Source organism: Halomonas sp. JS92-SW72, assembly GCF_003547075.1.
Lineage (GTDB): Bacteria > Pseudomonadota > Gammaproteobacteria > Pseudomonadales > Halomonadaceae > Halomonas > Halomonas alkalicola.
Genome location: NZ_CP032147.1, coordinates 2071024 through 2090396, shown reverse-complemented (window position 1 = coordinate 2090396; position 19373 = coordinate 2071024). Strand labels below are relative to the sequence as shown.

Genomic DNA, 19373 nt, shown 5'->3' with positions numbered 1-19373 from the left:
TTGAGTAGCGAAATCATCAAAGTTCCCGACATCGGCGGCAGCGAGGATGTCGAAATCATCGAGATCGCGGTGTCCGAAGGTGACGTGATCGCCGCCGAGGACACCCTGATCACCCTGGAGTCCGACAAGGCCAGCATGGATGTGCCCTCGCCCAAGGGCGGCAAGGTCATCCGGGTGCTGGTGAAGGAGGGCGACACCGTCTCCGAAGGCGACGAGATCGTCGAGCTGGAGGTCGAGGGTGCCGGCGGTGGCCAGAGCGGCGGTGGCGAGAGCGAGGCCCCGGCGAAGGCCGAGCCTGCCCCCGAGAAGGCCGCCGAGCCCGCCGCCCAGACGCCCGCGGCCAAGGCCAGCGGTGGCGGCAAGCGCACGGTGGAGATCAAGGTGCCCGACCTGGGTGGCTCCGACAATGTGGAGATCATCGAGGTGGCCGTGGCCGAGGGCGACGAGGTCGAGGAAGAGGCGACCCTGATCACCCTGGAGTCCGACAAGGCCTCCATGGACGTGCCGAGCCCCCACGCCGGCCGGCTGGTGTCGCTGACGGTGAAGGAGGGCGATACCGTCTCCGAGGGCGACGTCATCGGCACCATGGAGATCGCCGGCGAGGGAGGAAACTCCGAGCCGGCCCCCGCCGAGCCCGAGCCTGCCGCGCCCGAGCCCGAGCCTGCCGCCGAGCAGGAAGAGGCCGCCTCCGGCGAGCCCGAGCGCCGCGAGATCCGCGTCCCGGACCTCTCCGGCTCCAGTGACGTGCCGATCATCGAGATCGCCGTCGCCGCCGGCGACGAGGTCAACGAGGAAGATCCGCTGATCACCTTGGAGTCCGACAAGGCCTCCATGGACGTGCCGAGCCCCTTCAAGGGCAGGCTGCTCGAGCTCACCGTCAAGGAGGGCGACACCGTCTCCGAGGGTGACCTGATCGGCTACATGGAGGTGGCGGGGAGCAAGCCGGCACCCAAGGCGCCGGCCAAGGAGCCGTCAAGGGCCGAGACGCCCAGGGCCGACAAGCCCGCGCCGACCCCGGCCGGCACGCCGAGCCCCGAGGCCCAGATGGCCGCCCACAAGCCTCGCGATGCCAAGCTGGTCCACGCCGGCCCGGCGGTGCGCATGCTGGCCCGGGAGCTCGGCGTCGACCTCGGTCTGGTCAGGCCCAGCGGCCCGAAGGAGCGGGTGCTCAAGGAGGACGTCCACGCCTACGTCAAGCAGGTGATGGCCAGCCAGGGCAAGGCCCAGGCCGCCGCGCCGGCGGCCGCGGGCAGCGGGATTCCGCCGATTCCGGACCAGGACTTCAGCCAGTTCGGCGAGGTGGAAGAGAAGCCCATGGGCCGCCTGATGAAGATGGGCGCCACCAACCTGCACCGCAGCTGGGTCAACCTGCCCCACGTCACCCAGTTCGACGAGGCGGACATCACCGAGCTGGAGGCCTTCCGCAAGTCCATGAAGGCCGAGGCAGAGGCCCAGGGCGCCAAGCTCACGCCGTTGCCCTTCCTGATCAAGGCGTGCGCCTTCGCCCTGCGCCAGTACCCGCAGTTCAACGTCAGCCTGAAGAGCGACGGTGAGACCCTGGTGCACAAGAAGTACGTGCACATCGGCATCGCCGTGGACACGCCGGACGGCCTGATGGTGCCGGTGATCCGCGATGCCGATAAAAAGTCGCTGATCGACCTGGCCAAGGAGTCGGTGGAGCTGGCCAAGAAGGCGCAGACCAAGAAGCTCAAGCGCGAGGAGATGACCGGTGGCTGCTTCACCATCTCGAGCCTGGGCTCCATCGGCGGCACCGCCTTCACCCCCATCGTCAACGCTCCGGAGGTCGCCATTCTCGGCGTCTCCAAGGCGTCGATGAAGCCGGTGTGGGACGGCAAGGCCTTCGAGCCGCGGCTGATGATGCCGCTGTCGCTCTCCTACGACCACCGGGCGGTCAACGGGGCCGACGCGGCGCGCTTCACCGCGCTGCTGGCCCAGCTGCTGAGCGATATCCGTCGCCTGCTGCTGTGACCCCGGCCGGGCCCTGCCCGGAGGCTTCGGCCACCTGACGACGGCGCCCTCGGGCGCCGTCGTCCTTTGGGTGCGCACGGGCCTGGCGGACGCGGTGCAGGGGTCGCCAGACCAAAGTGCTATTCGGCCCGAGGCGGTTGATCTTCAACGATTTTCCGGGTGAAGGCCGGGGCGCGCCAGGGGGTGGCGCTTGTGCCCGACCCGGGCCACGGTTATCGTTCCCCTCCAACCATTTCTTCACTACTGACAGCCACTTGTAATTGAGGACAACAACATGCGTTTGATCCTGTTGGGCGCCCCGGGTGCCGGCAAGGGCACCCAGGCCCAGTTCATCTGCGAGCGCTTCAATATTCCGCAGATCTCCACCGGCGACATGCTGCGCGCCGCGGTCAAGGAGGGCAGCGAGCTGGGGGTCAAGGTCAAGGAGATCATGACCAGCGGTGGCCTGGTGTCCGACGACGTCATCATCGCCCTGGTGAAGGAGCGGATCGCGCAGCCCGACTGCGAGAACGGCTTCCTGTTCGACGGTTTCCCGCGCACCCTGCCCCAGGCCGATGCCATGAAGGAAGCCGGCGTCAAGCTGGACCACGTGCTGGAGATCGCCGTGGAGGACGAGGAGATCGTCAAGCGCCTGGCCGGTCGCCGCGTGCACCCGGGCTCCGGCCGCGTCTACCACGTCGAGTACAATCCGCCGAAGGAAGAGGGCAAGGATGACGTCACCGGCGAGGCGTTGATCCAGCGCGACGACGACCGCGAATCCACCGTGCGCAACCGCCTGGCGGTCTACCATGAGCAGACCGCGCCGCTGGTCGACTACTACCAGGCCTGGGCCGAGCAGGAGCCGGCGCTCGCCCCGACCTACCACCGGGTGGAAGGCATCGGCAGCGTCGACGATATCAAGGGGCAGGTGCTCAAGGCCCTCGAGGGCTGATCAACCCTGCTGTCGGCGCGGGGCTTTCCCGGCGCCCCTGTGTAGAAGGCTGCAATCTGTATGGCCCGCCTCGGCGGGCCATCGTCGTTTGTGGCCCCGGCGCGTATAATGTTCGCCACCTTTCTCCCCTGCGATGGTGCTGCCATGTCGATCCTGCTGGCCCTGGATGCCTCCTCGAGCGCCTGCTCGGCCGCCCTGCTGCGCCGCCGCGCGGGCGCCGAGGACGAACTGCTCTCCCGCTTCGAGATGACGCCACGCGAGCATACCCGGCGCCTGCTGCCCATGGTCGATGAGGTGCTGGCCGAGGCCGGCGTTGCCCCCTCGGCGCTGGACGCGGTGGCCTACGGCCGCGGCCCCGGCTCCTTCACCGGCCTGCGCATCGCCGCCGGGGCCGCCCAGGGGCTCGCCTACGGGCTCGATCGGCCCCTGATCGGGGTCTCCACCCTGGCGGCCCTGGCGCTGGGCGCTCACCGTCGCCATCACTTCCGCTGGCTGGTCACCGCCCTGGATGCGCGCATGGGCGAGATCTACGTGGCCGCCTGGCAGTGCCGCGACGGCCTGCCGGAGCCCCTCCTTGAGGAGGCCGTGATGCCTCCTGAGCGGCTGCGCCTGCCGGCTGGTCACGACGACCACGACTGGGTCGGCATCGGCTCCGGCTGGGGCCTCTGGGAGCAGATGCCCGTCGAGGTGCAGGCGGGGATGAGCCAGCGCCTGCGGGAGGCCGAGGCCGCTGCCGCGGAGATGGCGCTGCTGGCCATGGCGGAGCTGGAGGCGGGGGGCGGGCAGCCGGCGCATCGGGTGCAGCCGGTCTACCTGCGCAACGAGGTGGCCTGGAAGAAGGCCAGGTGAGCGCGCTGCCGCCGGTGGCGGTGCGCGGCGAGGCGCTGGCCGCCCTGGCCGAGCGCCTGGGGCTGCCCGTCGAGGGCGAGGCTGAGCTGCATCTCGAGCGGCGCGACGGTCGCCTGGTGCTGGCCGGCGACGAGAAGCGCTACGGTCATCCGCTGGCGGTGGAGTTCACCTCCGGGGCGGCGGCCCATCGACGTCGCTTCGGCGGCGGGCGCGGCCAGCTCATCGCCCGGGCCTGCGGGTTCTCCCAGGGGGTGACCCCCTCGGTGGTGGACGCCACGGCGGGCCTGGGGCGCGATGCCTTCGTGCTGGCGAGCCTCGGCGCGCCGGTGCTGCTGGTGGAGCGGGTGGCGGCGATCTTCGCCCTGCTCGAGGACGGCCTGGCCCGCGCCCGGGCGGACGCCGAGACCGCCGAGATCGCCGCGCGCATGTGCCTGGTGCATGGCGATGCGGCCACCGCGCTCGCGGCCCTGCTCGCCGGGGCGGACGTCGCGCCCCAGGTGATCCACCTCGACCCGATGTTCCCCCATCGCGACAAGTCGGCGCTGGTCAAGAAGGAGATGCGCCTGTTCCGCACCCTGGCCGGGGACGACGCGGACGCCCCGCGCCTGCTGGAGGCGGCCCTGGACGTGGCCACCCACCGGGTGGTGGTCAAGCGCCCGCGCAAGGCGCCCCCCATCGCGGGGCCGGCCCCGCGTCACGTGATCGAGGGCAAGACCAGCCGCTACGACCTCTACGTGCACCGGGCGCTCAAGGCGGGCTGAGCCATCAGGCCTGGCGCGTCACCAGCTGCAGTCGATGGCGGAGGGTGGGGTCGAACAGCCGGCGGGAGTGCCGGGCGGCCTCGCAGAGTCGGTCGTCGTAGACCAGCCGCTCCTCGGAGTCGCGCCACAGCCACGCCTCCTGCTCCAGGCTCTCCACCAGGCTCACGAACAGCCGCGTATCGAAGAACTCCGGGGCATCGCGTCCCGAGAGCAGGGCCAGGCGCTCGGCCAGCTGGCGGCCCTGGTCGGCCAGCGCCTCGGCGGTGAGGCGGCCGGGGCCGGCGTCGAGCAGCACGGCGAGCAGCAGGTAACCGCGCTCCAGCGACGGCTGCATCAGCTGACCCAGCAGGTCGAGGCACTCGCCGGCCTCCAGCGGCTCGTCGGGGCGCTGCCATCCCGTGGCGCTGCGCTCCAGCAGCCCCAGCTCGCCCAGCACCTCAAGCATCGCCGACAGCGCCTCGCGCAGGGAAGCGGGAGGCGCCACCATCAGCTCCCGGGCCAGGATCGGCCAGCCGGGGGCGAGCAGCTCCTCCAGCGCGTCCAGGTCGTGGGCCGGCTGGTGGCGGAAGGCGAAGGCGGTGAGGCCGGCGAGGGCAAAGAGGTGCAGCACGTTGTTGCGGTACCAGCCCAGCAGGGCGGCCTGGGGGGCGTCGGCCAGCACGATGTCGCCCAGCGGATGCTCGCGGCGCTGCACCATGCCCAGCGCCATGGCCTGGTCGATCCACTCCGCCGGGGTGCCCGGCGGCAGGCTGGCATGGGTGGCGCCGGGCAATCGGCGCTGCAGCTCGGCGAGCAGTCCGAGCTGGCGCTCCAGCAGCCGCGCCTCGATGGCGTGGTGGGGTGTGGCCAGCAGCGCCAGGGCCACCAGGTTGACGGGGTTGAGGGCGGCGGCGGCGTTGATGCGCCGGCAGAGGCTCTCGCCCAGCCTGGGCACCACCTCGCCCAGCCACTGTGGGCGCGTCTCCCGGGCCTCTCGCCAGCCGCGGCCCAGCTCGCCATCCAGGAAGTCGGCCAGCAGCAGCGGCTCGCCCACGTTGACCGAGACCCGGCCGAAGGGCTGGCGCAGCTGGCCCAGCACCCGCAGCAGGGCCAGCGGGCTCTCCTTGCGCTTCCTGCCGCCGCGCAGCTCGCGCTGGTAGCTGGCGTTCTCGATGATCCGCTCGTAGCCGATGTGCACCGGAATGAAGGCCAGCGGCTGGTAGTGGCCGCCGGCGGCGCTGCGCAGGAAGGAGCGCAGGGTCATGGCCAGCATGCCGGGCCGCGCCGGCAGCATGCGTCCGCTGCGCGAGCGTCCCCCCTCGATGAAGTACTCCAGCGGGTGGCCCCGCGCGATCAGCCGGTGCAGGTACTCGTTGAATACCGCGCCGTAGAGGCGGTTGTCGCGGAAGCTGCGGCGCAGGAAGAAGGCCCCGCCGCGACGCAGCAGCGGGCCGACCAGCGGCATGTCGAGGTTGCGTCCGGCGGCGATATGGGGCGGCATCAGGCCATCGTGGTAGAGCACGTAGGAGAGCAGCAGGTAGTCGATATGGCTGCGGTGGCAGGGCACATAGACCAGGGTATGGTCGCCGGCCAGCGCCTTGACCCGCTCCAGGCCGCGCACGTCGACGCCATCGTAGAGCCGGTTCCACAGCCGACGAAGCAGGCCGTCCATGAAGCGCAGCACCGGGTATGTCATGTTGGAGGCGATCTCGCGGCCGTAGCGCAGAGCGCGACGCTGCAGGCGATGTGCCGAGGGGCGCCCCTCGGCGGCCAGCGCCTCGATCACCTCGCGCACCTCCGGGCTCCTGGCTACCCCCTCGATCAGGGTGCGGCGGTGGGAGAGGTCGGGGCCCAGCACCCGGGTGCGCACCCGGCGGAAGTGCACCCGCAGCAGCCGCGCCGCCTTGCGGTTGGTCAGGTCGGCGTCGGGCCGAGTGGCGTCGATCAGGTCGCCCAGGCGCAGCGGAGCGCCGAAGTGGATCTCCACGCTGCGGCGATTGACCAGCATCGAGAGCAGGCGGCGTAGCCGACCGGTGAGCTGCCAGCTGTCGGCCGCGACCATTCGCCAGAAACCGAAGCGCTTGCCCGGGGCACGTCCCCAGAAGACGCTCACCGGCACCAGCTGCACCTCGCGCCCGGCATCCTTCAGGCGCTGCTCGATCAGCGCCCGGAAGGGGGCCTCGGGGCGCGACTGACGCCGCCACAGGCGCCGGCGCTGTGCCGGCAGGGCCAGGCAGGCGGGCAGCGTCACCTCTCCGACCCGCCGCCGACCTGCGGCGAGGGGCAGCCCGTGCCGGCGGGTCAGCGAGGCCAGCAGCCAGGCATCACTTGCGGCCGGGCGCGGCAGCACGTAGACCACCGGCAGGCTCGGCTCGAGCGCCAGCGCGTCCGGGGCGGGCTCGATCAGGCGCGGCCGGACCCAGGCGGCGAGCAGCCGGGTCATCAGCGCGCGCAGGGGAGTGGTGAGTTGGTGACGCAAGGCCATCCGTTTGCCCCGACACAGGAAAGGGGAAGAAAAGGCCAGTATAGTCTCCGGGAAGGCCTCGGGTCAGGCCCGCCGCCCAGGACAGGGAGTCAGCCATGCACGGGATCTGGAGAGACGGCAACCACTTCGAGCTGCTGCCCGAGGCCAGCCGTTTCCTGCCGGCCATGTTCGAGGCCCTGGAGCGCGCCGAGTCGTCGATCCTGATCGAGCTCTACCTGATGGAGTCGGGGCGGCTGGCCTCGGCGCTGGTCGGTGCCCTGGTGAAGGCCTCCGAGCGCGGCGTCACGGTGCTGCTGCTGCTGGATGGCTACGGTGCCATGGGGCTCTCCGGCGAGGATCGCGCGCGCCTGGAGGCGGGCGGCGTGGCGCTGCGCTTCTTCAACCCGCTGGGCTTCCACTCCCTGGCCCGCAATCTGACCCGGGATCATCGCAAGCTGGTGGTGGTGGATGGCCGTGTCGCCTTCACCGGCGGCTTCGGCGCCGTGGACGAGTTCCTCGACGCCTGGTACGAGGTGGCCCTGCGCATCGAGGGACCGGTGGTGGCCGACTGGGTGCGGCTCTTCTGCCGGCTGTGGGACTCGCCGCTGACCCGGGGCAGCGGGGCCACGGGGCTGGTGCATGGGCTGGTGACCGAGACCCGCCAGGCAGAGGGCTACCGGGGCATGACCGGGCGGGTGGTGTGGGGGCAGGGCTATCGCTACCAGGCGATCCGCCATTCGCTCTATCGGCAGGTCTCCGGGGCACGCAAGCGCATCTGGATCTGTACCCCCTACTTCGTGCCCACCTTCAGCCTGCGCCTGCGCCTGGCCCGTGCCGCCCGCCGCGGCGTGGACGTGCGCCTGCTGCTGCCCGGTGAAACCCATGACCACCCCGGGGTGCGCTACGCCGGCCAGCGCTTCTACGGCCGGCTGCTTCGGGCCGGGGTGCGCATCCACGAGTTCCAGCCTACCTTCATCCACGCCAAGTTTTCGCTGGCCGACGACTGGGTCAGCCTCGGCTCCTGCAACTTCGACCACTGGAGCCTGCACTGGAACCTGGAGGCCAACCAGGAGGTGGCCGACCGGCGCCTGGCGGCCGAGGTGGCCGAGCTGTTCGAGCGCAACTTCGCCGCCAGCCACGAGATCGACCGCGAGGCCTGGTCCCGGCGCCCGCGCTGGCAGCGACTCAAGGAGTGGCTGTTCGGCAGCCTGGACGGCCTGCTGACGCGGCTGCGGTAGCGTTCGCTATCGCCGGCGCCCCTTGCTGGCGGGCTTCTTCTTGCGCGGCATCGGCTTGGGGGTCTCCGGCGGCACCCGGTAGTGCAGGTAGAGGTCCAGCACCAGCTCGGGGAGCTGGCGCACCAGCGCCTCCAGGCGGGAGCCGTTGCCGATGAACTCGACCATGTCGGGCTCGTCGTCGAAGAGCCCCGAGAGGGCCATGAAGGGCAGCAGCAGGGTGGCGGCGGCCTCCTCGTCCTCCTCGAACCAGGTGGCCTCGTCCAGGAAGACCCCCTCCATGAAGCCGGCGCACCAGTCGCCGATGGGGGTCTCCTCCGCGGGCAGGTCGTCCAGGGTGAGCTCGAAGGGCAGTTCCGGCAGGAGCCCCTGCTCCAGGGCGGCGATGGCGTTGCGGCGCAGCCGGTCGAGCAGGCCGAGGATCTCCTCGCGCTCGCTGGCGTCATGGAACTCCGGTTCGCCCTGGAACAGCTCCGCCACCCAGGCGGCCGGGTCCGCCTCGCAGGGCGCCACCGCCAGGGCCACCAGGAAGCCATGGCTGCCAATCAGGTCCAGGGCATCCTCGCCGACCCGCTCGGAGGCCAGGAAGTCATCCAGACGGTCGAGCTCGGCATCGTCGAGCAGGGGTTCGGGCTGGGGGGTGTCGGACATCGTCACTCTCACGGACAGGAGGGCAGGAAGGGCGCTTTACGCCTGGCGGACGAGAGGCCATTCTAGCACCCCATGAAACGACCCGCGCTGCCCACCCCCGATCTCGACCGCCTCGCGGCCCTCGACCGCGAGGCGCTGCTGGCTGCCCTGCATGCGCGGGTGGACGCCGCCTGGCGGCTCTGTCGCGAGGTGCATCCGGGATTGCCGCGCCCGGCGGTCTGGTGCGACCTGCGCGGCAAGTGTGCCGGCCAGGCCCACTTCGGCCGCGGCGGCCTGCGCTTCAATCCGGTGCTCTATGCCGAGAACCGCCTCGACTTCCTGGTCGAGGTGGTGCCCCACGAGATGGCCCACTGGCTCGTTCACCACCTGGAAGATGGCCATCGGGTGCGCCCCCACGGCCGCGAGTGGCAGACGGTGATGCGCGACCTCTTCGGCCTGGCACCGCGCACCACCCATCGCTTCGATACCGGCCGGGCGAGCCCGGCGCCTCACCGCTACGCCTGCGACTGCCGCGAGCATGCCTTCAGCGCTCGTCGCCATGCGCTGGCCCGGCAGGGGCAGCGATATCGCTGCCGTCATTGCGCTCAGACCTTGGTCTATCTTGGCCTTGAGGTGTTTGAAAGAGCTACTTAACCTTATGTTTTTAATAAGGAAATTGTTCATACCAATGTCTAAGGGGAAGTGGCGCCGGGCGAGAGTATGCTGAGTCCACCTTAAATGGCGTCGGTCGTCCCCACACAATCCCAACGTACGGTCGTCCGGCATCACTCACCTGACGGGGCCATCCCAAGGACAGAGGCACTTCCATGAGCGATCAGCAGAACGTCTATCCGGTGCGCGACGATATCGCCGCCAAGGCCTGGGCCGACAAGGCGAAGTACGAGGCGATGTACCAGCAGTCCGTGGACGACCCCGATGCCTTCTGGGCCGAGCAGGCCAGGCGCATCGACTGGGTCAAGGCGCCCACCAAGATCAAGCACACCAGCTTCGATCCGCACAACGTGGACATCCGCTGGTTCGAGGACGGCACCCTCAACGCCAGCGCCAACTGCCTCGATCGCCACCTGGAAACCCGCGGCGACCAGACCGCCATCATCTGGGAAGGCGACAGCCCCGATGAGTCCGCCCATATCAGCTACCGCGAGCTGCACGCGCGTACCTGCCAGCTGGCGAATGCCCTCAAGGAGCTGGGCATCGGCAAGGGCGATGTGGTCACCCTCTACATGCCGATGATCCCCGAGGCCGCCGTGGCCATGCTGGCCTGTGCCCGCATCGGGGCGGTGCACTCCGTGGTGTTCGGCGGCTTCTCCCCGGACGCCCTGGCTCAGCGCGTGATCGGTGCCAGCTCCAAGCTGGTGATCACCGCCGACGAGTCCGTGCGCGGCGGGAAGCACGTGCCGCTCAAGGACAACGTCGATGCGGCCCTGACCCGCAAGGGCACCGAGGTGTGCCAGAACGTGCTGGTGGTCAAGCGCACCGGCGGCGAGATCGAGTGGAACGAAGGGCGTGACGTTTGGTACGGCGACCTGGTCGACAAGCAGTCCACCGACTGTCCGGCCGAGGAGATGAACGCCGAGGATCCGCTCTTCATCCTCTACACCTCCGGTTCCACCGGCGCGCCCAAGGGCCTCAAGCACACCACCGGCGGCTACCTGGTCTACGCCAGCCTCACCCACCAGTACGTCTTCGACTATCAGGACGGCGAGATCTACTGGTGCACCGCCGACGTGGGCTGGGTCACCGGCCACAGCTACATCGTCTACGGCCCGCTGGCCAACGGCGCCACCACCCTGATGTTCGAGGGCGTGCCGAGCTATCCGACCCATGGCCGCATGGGCGAGATCGTCGACAAGCATAAGGTCAACATCCTCTACACCGCGCCCACCGCCATCCGCGCCCTGATGGCCCACGGCGACAGCGTGATGGACTCCAGTCAGCGCGACACCCTGCGCATCCTCGGCTCGGTGGGCGAGCCCATCAACCCTGAGGCCTGGGAGTGGTTCTACCGGGTGATCGGCAACTCCAAGTGCCCGATCGTCGACACCTGGTGGCAGACCGAGACCGGCGGCATCATGATCGTGCCGCTGCCCGGTGCCACCCCGCTCAAGCCGGGCTCCGCCACCCTGCCGTTCTTCGGCGTGCAGCCGGCGCTTTACGACAGCGAGGGCAACACCCTCGAGGGCGCCGTGGACGGCAACCTGGTGATCACCGACTCCTGGCCGGGGCAGGCGCGCTCCATCTGGGGCGACCACGAGCGCTTCATCCAGACCTACTTCTCCACCTACAAGGGCGTCTACTTCACCGGCGACGGCTGCCGCCGCGACGAGGATGGCTACTACTGGATCACTGGCCGCGTCGACGACGTCATCAACGTCTCCGGCCACCGCATGGGCACCGCCGAGATCGAGTCGGCGCTGGTGGCGCACGAGGCCGTGGCCGAGGCCGCCGTGGTGGGCTTCCCCCACGACATCAAGGGCCAGGGCATCTACATCTACGTGACCCTGACCGGCGACGTGGAGCCCACCGACGAGCTCAAGAAGGAGCTGACCCAGTGGGTGCGCAAGGAGATCGGCCCGATCGCCTCGCCCGACGTCATCCAGTGGGCCCCGGGCCTGCCCAAGACCCGCTCCGGCAAGATCATGCGTCGCATCCTGCGCAAGATCGCCGCCAACGAGTGCGATGGCCTGGGCGATACCAGCACCCTGGCCGACCCGAGCGTGGTGGATGACCTGATCGAGAACCGCGCCGTGCGCTGATTCCCGCGCCAGCGCTGTTCCGTCGAGCCGGCCTTCGTGGCCGGCTTTTTTGATCCGTTGGTCAATGTTGTCGACAATGTGGCCGGAGCGCTTGGGAATCGGCTCTGCCATGGGGTAACATGCCCCACAGTCATACAAGAGCCCGAGTGGCGGACGATGCCCGCTGCCAGAGGAACCGGAGGAGAATCCATGGCCTTTGCCCAGAAATTCATCGTCGCCGATGACCATCCGCTGTTCCGCGCAGCCCTCACCCAGGCGCTGCGTCAGCTGGCCCCCCAGGCCGAGATCGTCGAGTCCGACACCATGGAGGCGACCGCCGAGGTGGTCACCCGCCATCCGGATGCCGACCTGATCCTGCTCGACCTGCACATGCCCGGCGCCCACGGCTTCTCCGGCCTGATCCAGCTGCGCGGCCAGACCCCGGATATCCCGGTGGCGGTGGTCTCGGGCAGCGACGAACCCTACGTGGTGCGCCGCGCCATTGACTACGGCGCCTCCGGCTTCATCCCCAAGTCCTCATCGCTGCAGCTGATCGCCGAGGCGGTGGGCGAGATCCTCGACGGCGAGGTGTGGCTGCCCGCCGAGCTGGCCGCGGCCATGGGCGAGGCCAACGAGGAAGAGACGAAGTTCGCCGAGGCGATCGCCTCGCTGACCCCGCAGCAGTTCCGCGTGCTCAACATGCTCACCGAGGGCCTGCTCAACAAGCAGATCGCCTACGAGCTCAGCGTCTCCGAGGCCACCATCAAGGCCCACGTCACCGCCATCCTGCGCAAGCTCGGCGTGCACTCCCGCACCCAGGCGGTGATCGCCGCCCAGAAGCTCGAGGTGGAGCCGCCGAAGGTGGAGTCCTGACGCCAGGCGCCAAGGAAACACAAAAAACCCACCGCTTGGTGGGTTTTTTGCGTTCAGGGGGCGCGACTACTGCGCCGCTCGGCTGGCCTGAAGCGTGCGGGTGAGCAGGGCGCGCAGGGCGGCGGGGCGCACCGGCTTGAGCAGCAACTGGTAGCCGGCACGGCGGATCTCCTCGGCGACCTCCTCGGTGCGGTCGGCGGTGATCACGATCCCCGGCACCGCGCCCTCCAGTCGCTCGGAGAGCGCCTCCAGCGCCATCAGGCCGGTCACCTCGTTGTCCAGGTGGTAGTCGGCCAGGATCGCGTCGGGGTCCCCATCGAGGTGGCGCAGCACCGACTTGGCGCCGCCGATGCTGGTGGCGGTGAAGACCTCGCAGCCCCAGCCGGAGAGCATCGCCTTCATGCCCTCCAGGATCAGGGTCTCGTTGTCGATGCAGAGGATCCGGGTGCCGACCAGCTTGTTGCCGGCGCGCTTGGGCGAGGCGGCCTCTTCGGCCTGCTGCGCCTCGCTGCGCGCCGCCACCATCGGCACGCTGACCGCGAACATGGTCCCCGAGCCCTCCCTCGAGCGCACCGTGATGGGGTGGTCGAGCACCCGGCTCATGCGGTCGGCGATGGAGAGCCCGAGCCCCAGCCCCTTCTCGCTCTCCTTGTGGCGCGAGGCCTGGTCGAGGCGGCGGAACTCCTGGAAGATCTCCGCCTGCTTGGACTCGGGAATGCCGGGGCCCGAGTCCCACACCTGGATGGAGAGGCGGTCGCCATGGCGGCGGCACCCCAGCAGCACGCGGCCCTCCTGGGTATAGCGGATGGCGTTGGAGAGGAAGTTCTGGATGATCCGGCGCAGCATCTGGGCATCGCTGTCGACCCAGGCCCGGGTCGGCACCACCATCAGGTCGAGGCCGCGATCCTCCGCCATCACCTCGAACTCGGCGCGCAGCGGCCGGAAGATGTCGGCCAGCGCGAAGTGGCTGCGCCGGGGGGTGAGGGCGCCGGCATCGAGCTTGGAGATATCGAGCAGGGTGCCCAGCAGCTCCTCGGCGGCCTGCAGCGAGTTGTCGATATGGCCGATGGTGCGCCGCATGATGTCGGGCTCCATCTCCTGGGAGAGCGCCGAGGTGAACAGCCGGGCGGCGTTGAGCGGCTGCAGCAGGTCGTGGCTGGCGGCGGCCAGGAAGCGGGTCTTGGAGGCGTTGGCGTCCTCCGCCAGCTGCTTGGCCTGGCGCAGCGCCAGCTCGGCCTCGGCGCGCACCCGGTTCTCCTGGCGCAGGGCGGCGTTGGCCTCGGAGAGCGCCTGGGTGCGCTCGCGGACCCGCTCCTCCAGGGTCTCGTTGGTCTCCTTGAGGGCGATCTCCGCCAGGCGCCGCTCGGTGATGTCCTGATAGAGGGCGAAGAAGCCCAGGATCGCCCCGCTGTCGCCGAAGTGGGGGGTATAGGTCACCAGCATGTAGCGGCGCCCCTCGGGCAGCCGGATCGACACCTCGAAGCTGACCCGCTCGCCGCCCAGCGCTCGTTCGATCCAGGGTTCGCGCTCGCGGGCCATCTCCGGCGGCACCACGTCCTGGACCCGCTTGCCGATCACCGCGTTGCGATCGATGCCGAAGGCCTGCTCGTAGGCGCGGTTGGTGAAGAGGTAGCGGCACTCCTTGTCGAAGTAGGCGATCAGCGCGGGCACGTTGTCCGTGTAGATGCGGATGTTGTTCTCCGAGCGGATCAGCGCCTCCTCGATGCGCTTCTGCTGGGTGATGTCCTGGTAGGTGTAGACGAAGCCGCCGCCGGGCATGGGGTTGCCCTGCACCTCCAGCACGCTGCCGTCCTGGCGGTAGCGCACATAGCGGTGGGGCTGGCCCTCGCGGATGTTGTCGAGCAGCAGCTGGACGTGCTCCTCGGGGTCGCCGGGGCCGTATTCGCCGTTGTGGGCGTTGTAGCGGAAGATCTTGTCCATCGGTGCGCCGACCCGGATCAGGTGGTCGGGGAAGCGGAACAGCTCCAGGTAGCGCTGGTTCCACACCACCAGGCGCAGGTTCTGGTCCACCACGCTGATGCCCTGGTTGATGTTCTCGATGGTGGCCTGGAGCAGGGCGCGGTTGAACTCCAGCACCTGAGAGGCCTCGTCGACGATGGAGATCACGTCGGAGATGCCGATGCCGCGGCCCTGCAGCGCCGAGTTCACCACGATGCGCGCCGAGGAGGCGCCGAGCACCGAGGCCAGGAAGCGCTCGGTGAACTGGATGACATCGATGGAGGCGCGGGTGCCATCTTCCAGCGGCTTGCCGCTGCGCCGCGCGTAGTCGTCGAAGGCGCGCTGCACCTGGCCGGCGCCCAGGAAGCGCTCGCACAGCACCTTGAGGTCGCCCACCGTGGTGGCGCCGGTCCAGGGACGGTTCACCGAGGTCTGGCGGGTCTCCACACTGTCCACGAACAGCGAGGCCTGGATGCGCTCCACCACCCGCTGGGAGGTGATCTGGGAGACGAAGATGTAGCAGAACAGGTTGATGCCCAGCGAGAGCATCACGCCGTGGGTGAAGCTGTCGCCGACGTTGAGGCCGAACAGCGAGGTGGGCGACAGCCAGCTCACCCCCAGTGGGCCGCCATCGAGCCAGTGGGCCGGCAGCACCCCGGCGGTGATCATCGCCGGCATCAGCAGGCTGTAGACCCAGATGGCGAAGCCGGCGTTCATGCCGATGATCACCCCCAGGCGGTTGCCGCGCTTCCAGTAGAGCCCGCCGATCAGCGCCGGGGCGAACTGGCCGGCGGCGGCAAAGGAGAGCATGCCGATGGAGGCCAGCGAGGTGAACTCGCCGATCAGCTGGTAGAAGCCGTAGGCCATGGCCAGCACCGCGGCGATGGTGAGCCGCCGGGCGCGCAGCACCAGGCGGCCGTAGTCGCGGGCCTTGGTATCGAACCAGCGCAGCCGGAACAGCGCCGGGATGACGATCTCGTTGGAGATCATGATCGAGACCGCCACCGCGGCCACGATCACCATCCCGGTGGCCGCCGAGAAGCCGCCGATGAAGGTGAGCAGGGTCAGCCACTCGCTGCCCGCCGCCATGGGCAGCGCTAGCACGTAGGTGTCCGGCTCGATGCCGCTGTCGGCGAACAGGGTCAGGCCGGCGGCGGCCAGTGGCAGCACGAAGAAGGCGAACAGCACCAGGTAGAGGGGGAAGAGCCAGCGTGCCTTGGCGGCATCGTCGCGGTGGGTGTTCTCCACCACCGCCACGTGGAACTGGCGAGGCAGGCAGAGCACCGCCAGCATCGCCAGCAGGGTCTGGGCCCAGAAGCTCTGGCCGAAGTCCTGCTGGGCCAGCTGGCGCTGCAGCTCAAGCTGCACCTCGGCCTGGGCGAAGAGCTCGCCGAGGCCGCCGAACATGCCCCAGGTGACGTAGGCGCCGAGGATCATGAAGGCCAGCAGCTTGACCAGCGACTCGAAGGCCACGGCGTGGATCAGCCCCTCGTGGTGTTCGGTGGCGTCGGTGTGGCGAGTGCCGAAGAGGATGGCGAAGGCGGCCATCACCACCGCCACGTAGAAGGCGGTATCGGCGAAGAGCGGCGTGTGGGTGGGGTCACCGGCCGCGGTGAGCACGCTGAAGGAGGTGGAGACCGCCTTGAGCTGCAGGGCGATGTAGGGCAGGGCGCCGATCAGCGCCACCAGGCTGGCGAAGGCCGCCAGGGACTGGGTCTTGCCGTAGCGCGAGGCGATGAAGTCGGCGATGGAGGTGACGTTCTGGTGCTTGGCGACGCGGATCATCTTGGCCAGCACCGGCCAGAAGAGCAGGAAGGTGAGGATCGGCCCCACGTAGATGCTGGCGAAGGACCAGCCGCCGGTGGCGGCCTGGCCGACGGCACCGTAGAAGCTCCAGGAGGTGCAGTAGATGGCCAGCGCCAGGCTGTAGATGATGGGCCGGCGATGGCTGGCGCCGTGCTCCTTGGCCCGGCGATCGCCACGCCAGGCGATGCCGAACAGCACGGCGATGTAGAGCAGCGATATGGCAACCAGCAGCCAGCCTGAGAACATGGGTTTTCTCCCTCGAGTCTGGCGCCCATTCTAGGGCAATGTGACCCGGGAAGGCAGGCGGCGGGGCCTCAGGTCTCCTGGCAGAGCGCCCGGTAGAGAGCGTCGTCCTCGTCGAGGGTGCGCATCGCCTCGAAACGCGGCCGGCGCTCCTCGCCGATCAGCGGCAGGGTCTCGCGGTTGGCGCAGTTGATCAGCCAGGCCTGATGGGTGACCAGGTCCACGTGCTGCTTCTCGAAGCGGTAGCGGATGTACTCGACCAGCCGCTCGCCGTCGGCGTCGCGCACGGCCATGCTGTCGCGGTCCACCACGCTGAAGGCGTTGGCCATGGGGAAGGCGTAGGTCCAGGGGCGCCAGAACATCGAGCCGTGCTCCACCTCCACCACGCTGGCGGTGGCGGGCAGCTGTGCCTGCTTGTGGCTGAACCAGGAGTACTCATAGTGGATCTGGTAGCCGAGCATGCCCAGGCCGCCGAACACCGGGATGATCCAGGTCGGCAGGCGCTTGCCGCTGGCCATGCGCAGCAGCATGCCGATGCCGGCGGCGCCGAGGCCGGCGAAGACCGCCGCGATCAAGTGCCAAATCATGATATGTCCTTGCTCAAAGCGATCGGGCTTCCCTAGGGAAGCCCGATCGGTGGGGAATGACTGGCCCGGCGAGCCGGGCCAGGGGCCATTATGGCTCAGTGGTCGACGGCAGTGCCAGCACCCTTCGGATAGCGCACGCTCTCCACCAGGTCCTGGATCTCCTGCGGGGGCTCCTCGGTCATGCTGGAGACGGTGAAGGCAACCGCGAAGTTCATGACCGCACCCACTGCACCGAAGGAGAGCGGGGAGATGCCCAGGATCCAGTTGTCCGGGGTGTTGGGCAGCATGTTGGTGCCCGGAATGAAGAACCAGCCCAGGTAGGTGAAGATGTAGAGCAGGGTGGCGATCAGACCGGTCAGCATGCCGGCAACCGCGCCCACGTTGTTCACCCGCTTGGAGAAGATCCCCATCATCAGCGCCGGGAACAGCGAGGCGCCGGCGATACCGAAGGCGAGGGCCACCGTCTGGGCGGCGAAGCCCGGCGGGTTGAGGCCCAGGTAGGTGGCCAGCAGGATGGCACCGCCCATGGAGATCCGCGCCGCCAGCATCTCGCCCTTCTCGGTGATGTTGGGGTTGATCATGGTCTTGATCAGGTCGTGGCTGATGGCCGAGGAGATGGCCAGCAGCAGGCCCGCGGCGGTGGAGAGTGCGGCCGCGATACCGCCGGCGGCGATCAGACCGATGACCCAGCCGGGCAGGTTGGCGATCTCGGGGTTGGCCAGTACCAGGATGTCGTTGTTGACCGACAGCTCGTTGCCTTCCCAGCCGCGACGCTCGGCGACCTCGTCGAACGCCGGGTTGGCATCGTTGTAGAACTGGATGCGGCCGTCGTTGTTGAGATCGTTGAAGGTGATCAGGCCGGTGTCTTCCCAGGTGCGGAACCAGTCGGGACGCTCCTCGTAGAGGATCGGCTCGGCGGCGGCGGACTCGTAGTCCTCGACCTGGCCGGTCATCTCCGGATAGACGGTGGTCATCAGATTGAGACGCGCCATGGAACCCACGGCCGGAGCGGTCAGGTAGAGCAGGGCGATGAAGACCAGGGCCCAGCCGGCAGACCAGCGGGCATCGGCCACCTTCGGCACGGTGAAGAAGCGGATGATGACGTGGGGCAGACCCGCGGTACCGACCATCAGCGACAGGGTGAACAGTACCATGTTGAGCTTGTTGTCGACGTCGGCCGTGTAGTCCTGGAAGCCCAGGGCGACCACGACGTCGTCGAGCTTCTGCAGCAGCGGCACGCCGGACTCGGTGTGGGTGCTGAACATGCCGAACATCGGGATCGGGTTGCCGGTCAGTTGGAAGGCGATGAACACCGCCGGAATGGTGTAGGCGATGATCAGCACGATGTACTGGGCCACCTGGGTGTAGGTGATACCCTTCATGCCGCCGAAGACCGCATAGAGGAAGACGATGAAGGCCGCAATCCAGATGCCCCAGGTGTTGGAGACCTCGAGGAAGCGCGAGAAGGCCACGCCGGCGCCGGTCATCTGGCCGATTACGTAGGTCACGGAGGCCACGATCAGACAGATGACGGCCACCAGGCGCGCCGCCTTGCTGTAGAAGCGGTCACCGATGAAGTCCGGTACGGTGAACTTGCCGAACTTGCGCAGGTAGGGCGCCAGCAGCATGGCCAGGATCACGTAGCCGCCGGTCCAGCCCATCAGGAACGACGAGTTGGCGTAGCCGCCGGAGGCCAGCAGGCCGGCCATGGAGATGAACGACGCCGCGGACATCCAGTCGGCGGCGGTGGCCATGCCGTTGGTGACCGGGTGGACGCCGCCGCCCGCCACGTAGAAGTCCTTGGTGGAGCCCGCTCGGGCCCAGATCGCGATGCCGATGTAGAGGGCGAAGGAGCCCCCTACGAACAGCAGGTTGATGGCAAATTGACTCATGCTGGCTTACTCCCCCAGACCGAATTTCTGATCGAGCTTGTTCATCTTCCAGGCGTAGAAGAAGATCAGCACGATGAAGGTGAGGATGGAGCCCTGCTGGGCGAACCAGAAGCCCAGGTCGGTGCCGCCCACGGGAATGCCGGAGAGCAGGGGCCGGAACAGGATCGCCATGCCGTAGGAGACGAAGGCCCAGACGATCAGGCATCCCGTGATCAGGCGTACGTTCGCCTTCCAGTATTCGGACGAATCGACTTTCTCTTCTGCCATTGTCGTGTTCTCCACTTGTTATTGGTGGGGTTGGGAACTGGGGGTCTGTCGGTTGCGGGTCACCAGGGCAATCGCATGTCTTGTGTCAGGCCGTTGCGAGCCTTGGGGCAGATCCCGACTGGGAGAGGGGCCGGTGGCCCTTATCTCGCCGG

At 68.8% G+C, this 19373-nt stretch carries 14 protein-coding genes; 8 read left to right on the top strand and 6 right to left on the bottom strand.

Annotation, left to right across the window (positions count from 1 at the left end; all coding sequences use genetic code 11):
* The 4 genes from aceF (at position 1) to D1793_RS09775 (ending at position 4530) form a co-directional block, all read left to right on the top strand.
* Entirely contained in the window at positions 1–1989 is a 1989-nt protein-coding gene (aceF, locus tag D1793_RS09790; protein ID WP_119021993.1) for a pyruvate dehydrogenase complex dihydrolipoyllysine-residue acetyltransferase, read from the top strand.
* Between the two features lie 274 nt (positions 1990–2263).
* Positions 2264–2920: an adenylate kinase gene (adk, locus tag D1793_RS09785; protein WP_119021992.1), complete on the top strand. Its 657-nt coding sequence runs from the start codon at positions 2264–2266 to the stop codon at positions 2918–2920.
* A 144-nt stretch (positions 2921–3064) separates the two neighbouring features.
* Positions 3065–3769: a tRNA (adenosine(37)-N6)-threonylcarbamoyltransferase complex dimerization subunit type 1 TsaB gene (gene tsaB / locus D1793_RS09780; protein ID WP_119021991.1), complete on the top strand. Its 705-nt coding sequence runs from the start codon at positions 3065–3067 to the stop codon at positions 3767–3769.
* 86 nt (positions 3770–3855) lie between these two features.
* Complete coding sequence (locus D1793_RS09775) at positions 3856–4530, top strand: class I SAM-dependent methyltransferase (RefSeq protein WP_240407831.1); 675 nt, start codon at positions 3856–3858, stop codon at positions 4528–4530.
* 4 nt (positions 4531–4534) lie between these two features.
* On the opposite strand, the gene plsB is transcribed toward D1793_RS09775, so the two are convergent.
* Positions 4535–6988, bottom strand: coding sequence for a glycerol-3-phosphate 1-O-acyltransferase PlsB (plsB, locus tag D1793_RS09770; protein WP_240407636.1), 2454 nt, complete (start codon positions 6986–6988; stop codon positions 4535–4537).
* A 101-nt stretch (positions 6989–7089) separates the two neighbouring features.
* Here plsB and D1793_RS09765 point away from each other — a divergent pair, with 101 nt between their 5' ends.
* Entirely contained in the window at positions 7090–8211 is a 1122-nt protein-coding gene (locus tag D1793_RS09765) for a phosphatidylserine/phosphatidylglycerophosphate/cardiolipin synthase family protein (protein ID WP_119021990.1), read from the top strand.
* Positions 8212–8217: 6 nt separating this feature from the next.
* Here D1793_RS09765 and D1793_RS09760 read toward each other — a convergent pair whose 3' ends face one another.
* On the bottom strand, positions 8218–8859 hold the full coding sequence (locus D1793_RS09760) for a YecA family protein (RefSeq protein WP_119021989.1): 642 nt from the start codon (positions 8857–8859) through the stop codon (positions 8218–8220).
* A 72-nt stretch (positions 8860–8931) separates the two neighbouring features.
* Here D1793_RS09760 and D1793_RS09755 point away from each other — a divergent pair, with 72 nt between their 5' ends.
* The 3 genes from D1793_RS09755 to D1793_RS09745 all read left to right on the top strand — a co-directional run bounded on the left by D1793_RS09755 (position 8932) and on the right by D1793_RS09745 (position 12467).
* On the top strand, positions 8932–9492 hold the full coding sequence (locus tag D1793_RS09755; RefSeq protein WP_119021988.1) for a SprT-like domain-containing protein: 561 nt from the start codon (positions 8932–8934) through the stop codon (positions 9490–9492).
* Between the two features lie 173 nt (positions 9493–9665).
* Positions 9666–11615, top strand: a complete 1950-nt coding sequence (acs, locus tag D1793_RS09750; RefSeq protein WP_119021987.1) for an acetate--CoA ligase — start codon at positions 9666–9668, stop codon at positions 11613–11615.
* A gap of 189 nt (positions 11616–11804) precedes the next feature.
* Positions 11805–12467 carry a response regulator transcription factor gene (locus D1793_RS09745; RefSeq protein ID WP_119021986.1) on the top strand — a complete coding sequence of 221 codons (663 nt, stop codon included), beginning with the start codon at positions 11805–11807 and terminating at the stop codon, positions 12465–12467.
* Between the two features lie 66 nt (positions 12468–12533).
* Here the strand turns inward: D1793_RS09745 and D1793_RS09740 are convergent, their stop codons facing one another.
* From D1793_RS09740 to D1793_RS09725, 4 genes are all read right to left on the bottom strand, one after another.
* Complete coding sequence (locus D1793_RS09740; protein ID WP_119021985.1) at positions 12534–16478, bottom strand: NahK/ErcS family hybrid sensor histidine kinase/response regulator; 3945 nt, start codon at positions 16476–16478, stop codon at positions 12534–12536.
* A 68-nt stretch (positions 16479–16546) separates the two neighbouring features.
* A complete protein-coding gene (locus tag D1793_RS09735; RefSeq protein ID WP_119021984.1) occupies positions 16547–17062 on the bottom strand; it encodes a hypothetical protein in 516 nt (171 codons plus the stop codon).
* Between the two features lie 95 nt (positions 17063–17157).
* Positions 17158–18954: a sodium:solute symporter family protein gene (locus tag D1793_RS09730; protein WP_119021983.1), complete on the bottom strand. Its 1797-nt coding sequence runs from the start codon at positions 18952–18954 to the stop codon at positions 17158–17160.
* Between the two features lie 6 nt (positions 18955–18960).
* Complete coding sequence (locus D1793_RS09725; RefSeq protein WP_119021982.1) at positions 18961–19221, bottom strand: DUF4212 domain-containing protein; 261 nt, start codon at positions 19219–19221, stop codon at positions 18961–18963.
* Between the last annotated feature and the right edge of the window lie 152 nt (positions 19222–19373).

What these genes read in the sequence shown, in the direction of transcription:
- adk (WP_119021992.1), top strand. Translation starts at nt 2,264, where the DNA reads ATGCGTTTGATCCTGTTGGGCGCCCCGGGTGCCGGCAAGGGCACCCAG.
- tsaB (WP_119021991.1), top strand. Translation starts at nt 3,065, where the DNA reads ATGTCGATCCTGCTGGCCCTGGATGCCTCCTCGAGCGCCTGCTCGGCC.
- D1793_RS09765 (WP_119021990.1), top strand. Translation starts at nt 7,090, where the DNA reads ATGCACGGGATCTGGAGAGACGGCAACCACTTCGAGCTGCTGCCCGAG.
- D1793_RS09760 (WP_119021989.1), bottom strand. Translation starts at nt 8,859, where the DNA reads ATGTCCGACACCCCCCAGCCCGAACCCCTGCTCGACGATGCCGAGCTC.
- D1793_RS09755 (WP_119021988.1), top strand. Translation starts at nt 8,932, where the DNA reads ATGAAACGACCCGCGCTGCCCACCCCCGATCTCGACCGCCTCGCGGCC.
- acs (WP_119021987.1), top strand. Translation starts at nt 9,666, where the DNA reads ATGAGCGATCAGCAGAACGTCTATCCGGTGCGCGACGATATCGCCGCC.
- D1793_RS09745 (WP_119021986.1), top strand. Translation starts at nt 11,805, where the DNA reads ATGGCCTTTGCCCAGAAATTCATCGTCGCCGATGACCATCCGCTGTTC.
- D1793_RS09740 (WP_119021985.1), bottom strand. Translation starts at nt 16,478, where the DNA reads ATGTTCTCAGGCTGGCTGCTGGTTGCCATATCGCTGCTCTACATCGCC.
- D1793_RS09735 (WP_119021984.1), bottom strand. Translation starts at nt 17,062, where the DNA reads ATGATTTGGCACTTGATCGCGGCGGTCTTCGCCGGCCTCGGCGCCGCC.
- D1793_RS09730 (WP_119021983.1), bottom strand. Translation starts at nt 18,954, where the DNA reads ATGAGTCAATTTGCCATCAACCTGCTGTTCGTAGGGGGCTCCTTCGCC.
- D1793_RS09725 (WP_119021982.1), bottom strand. Translation starts at nt 19,221, where the DNA reads ATGGCAGAAGAGAAAGTCGATTCGTCCGAATACTGGAAGGCGAACGTA.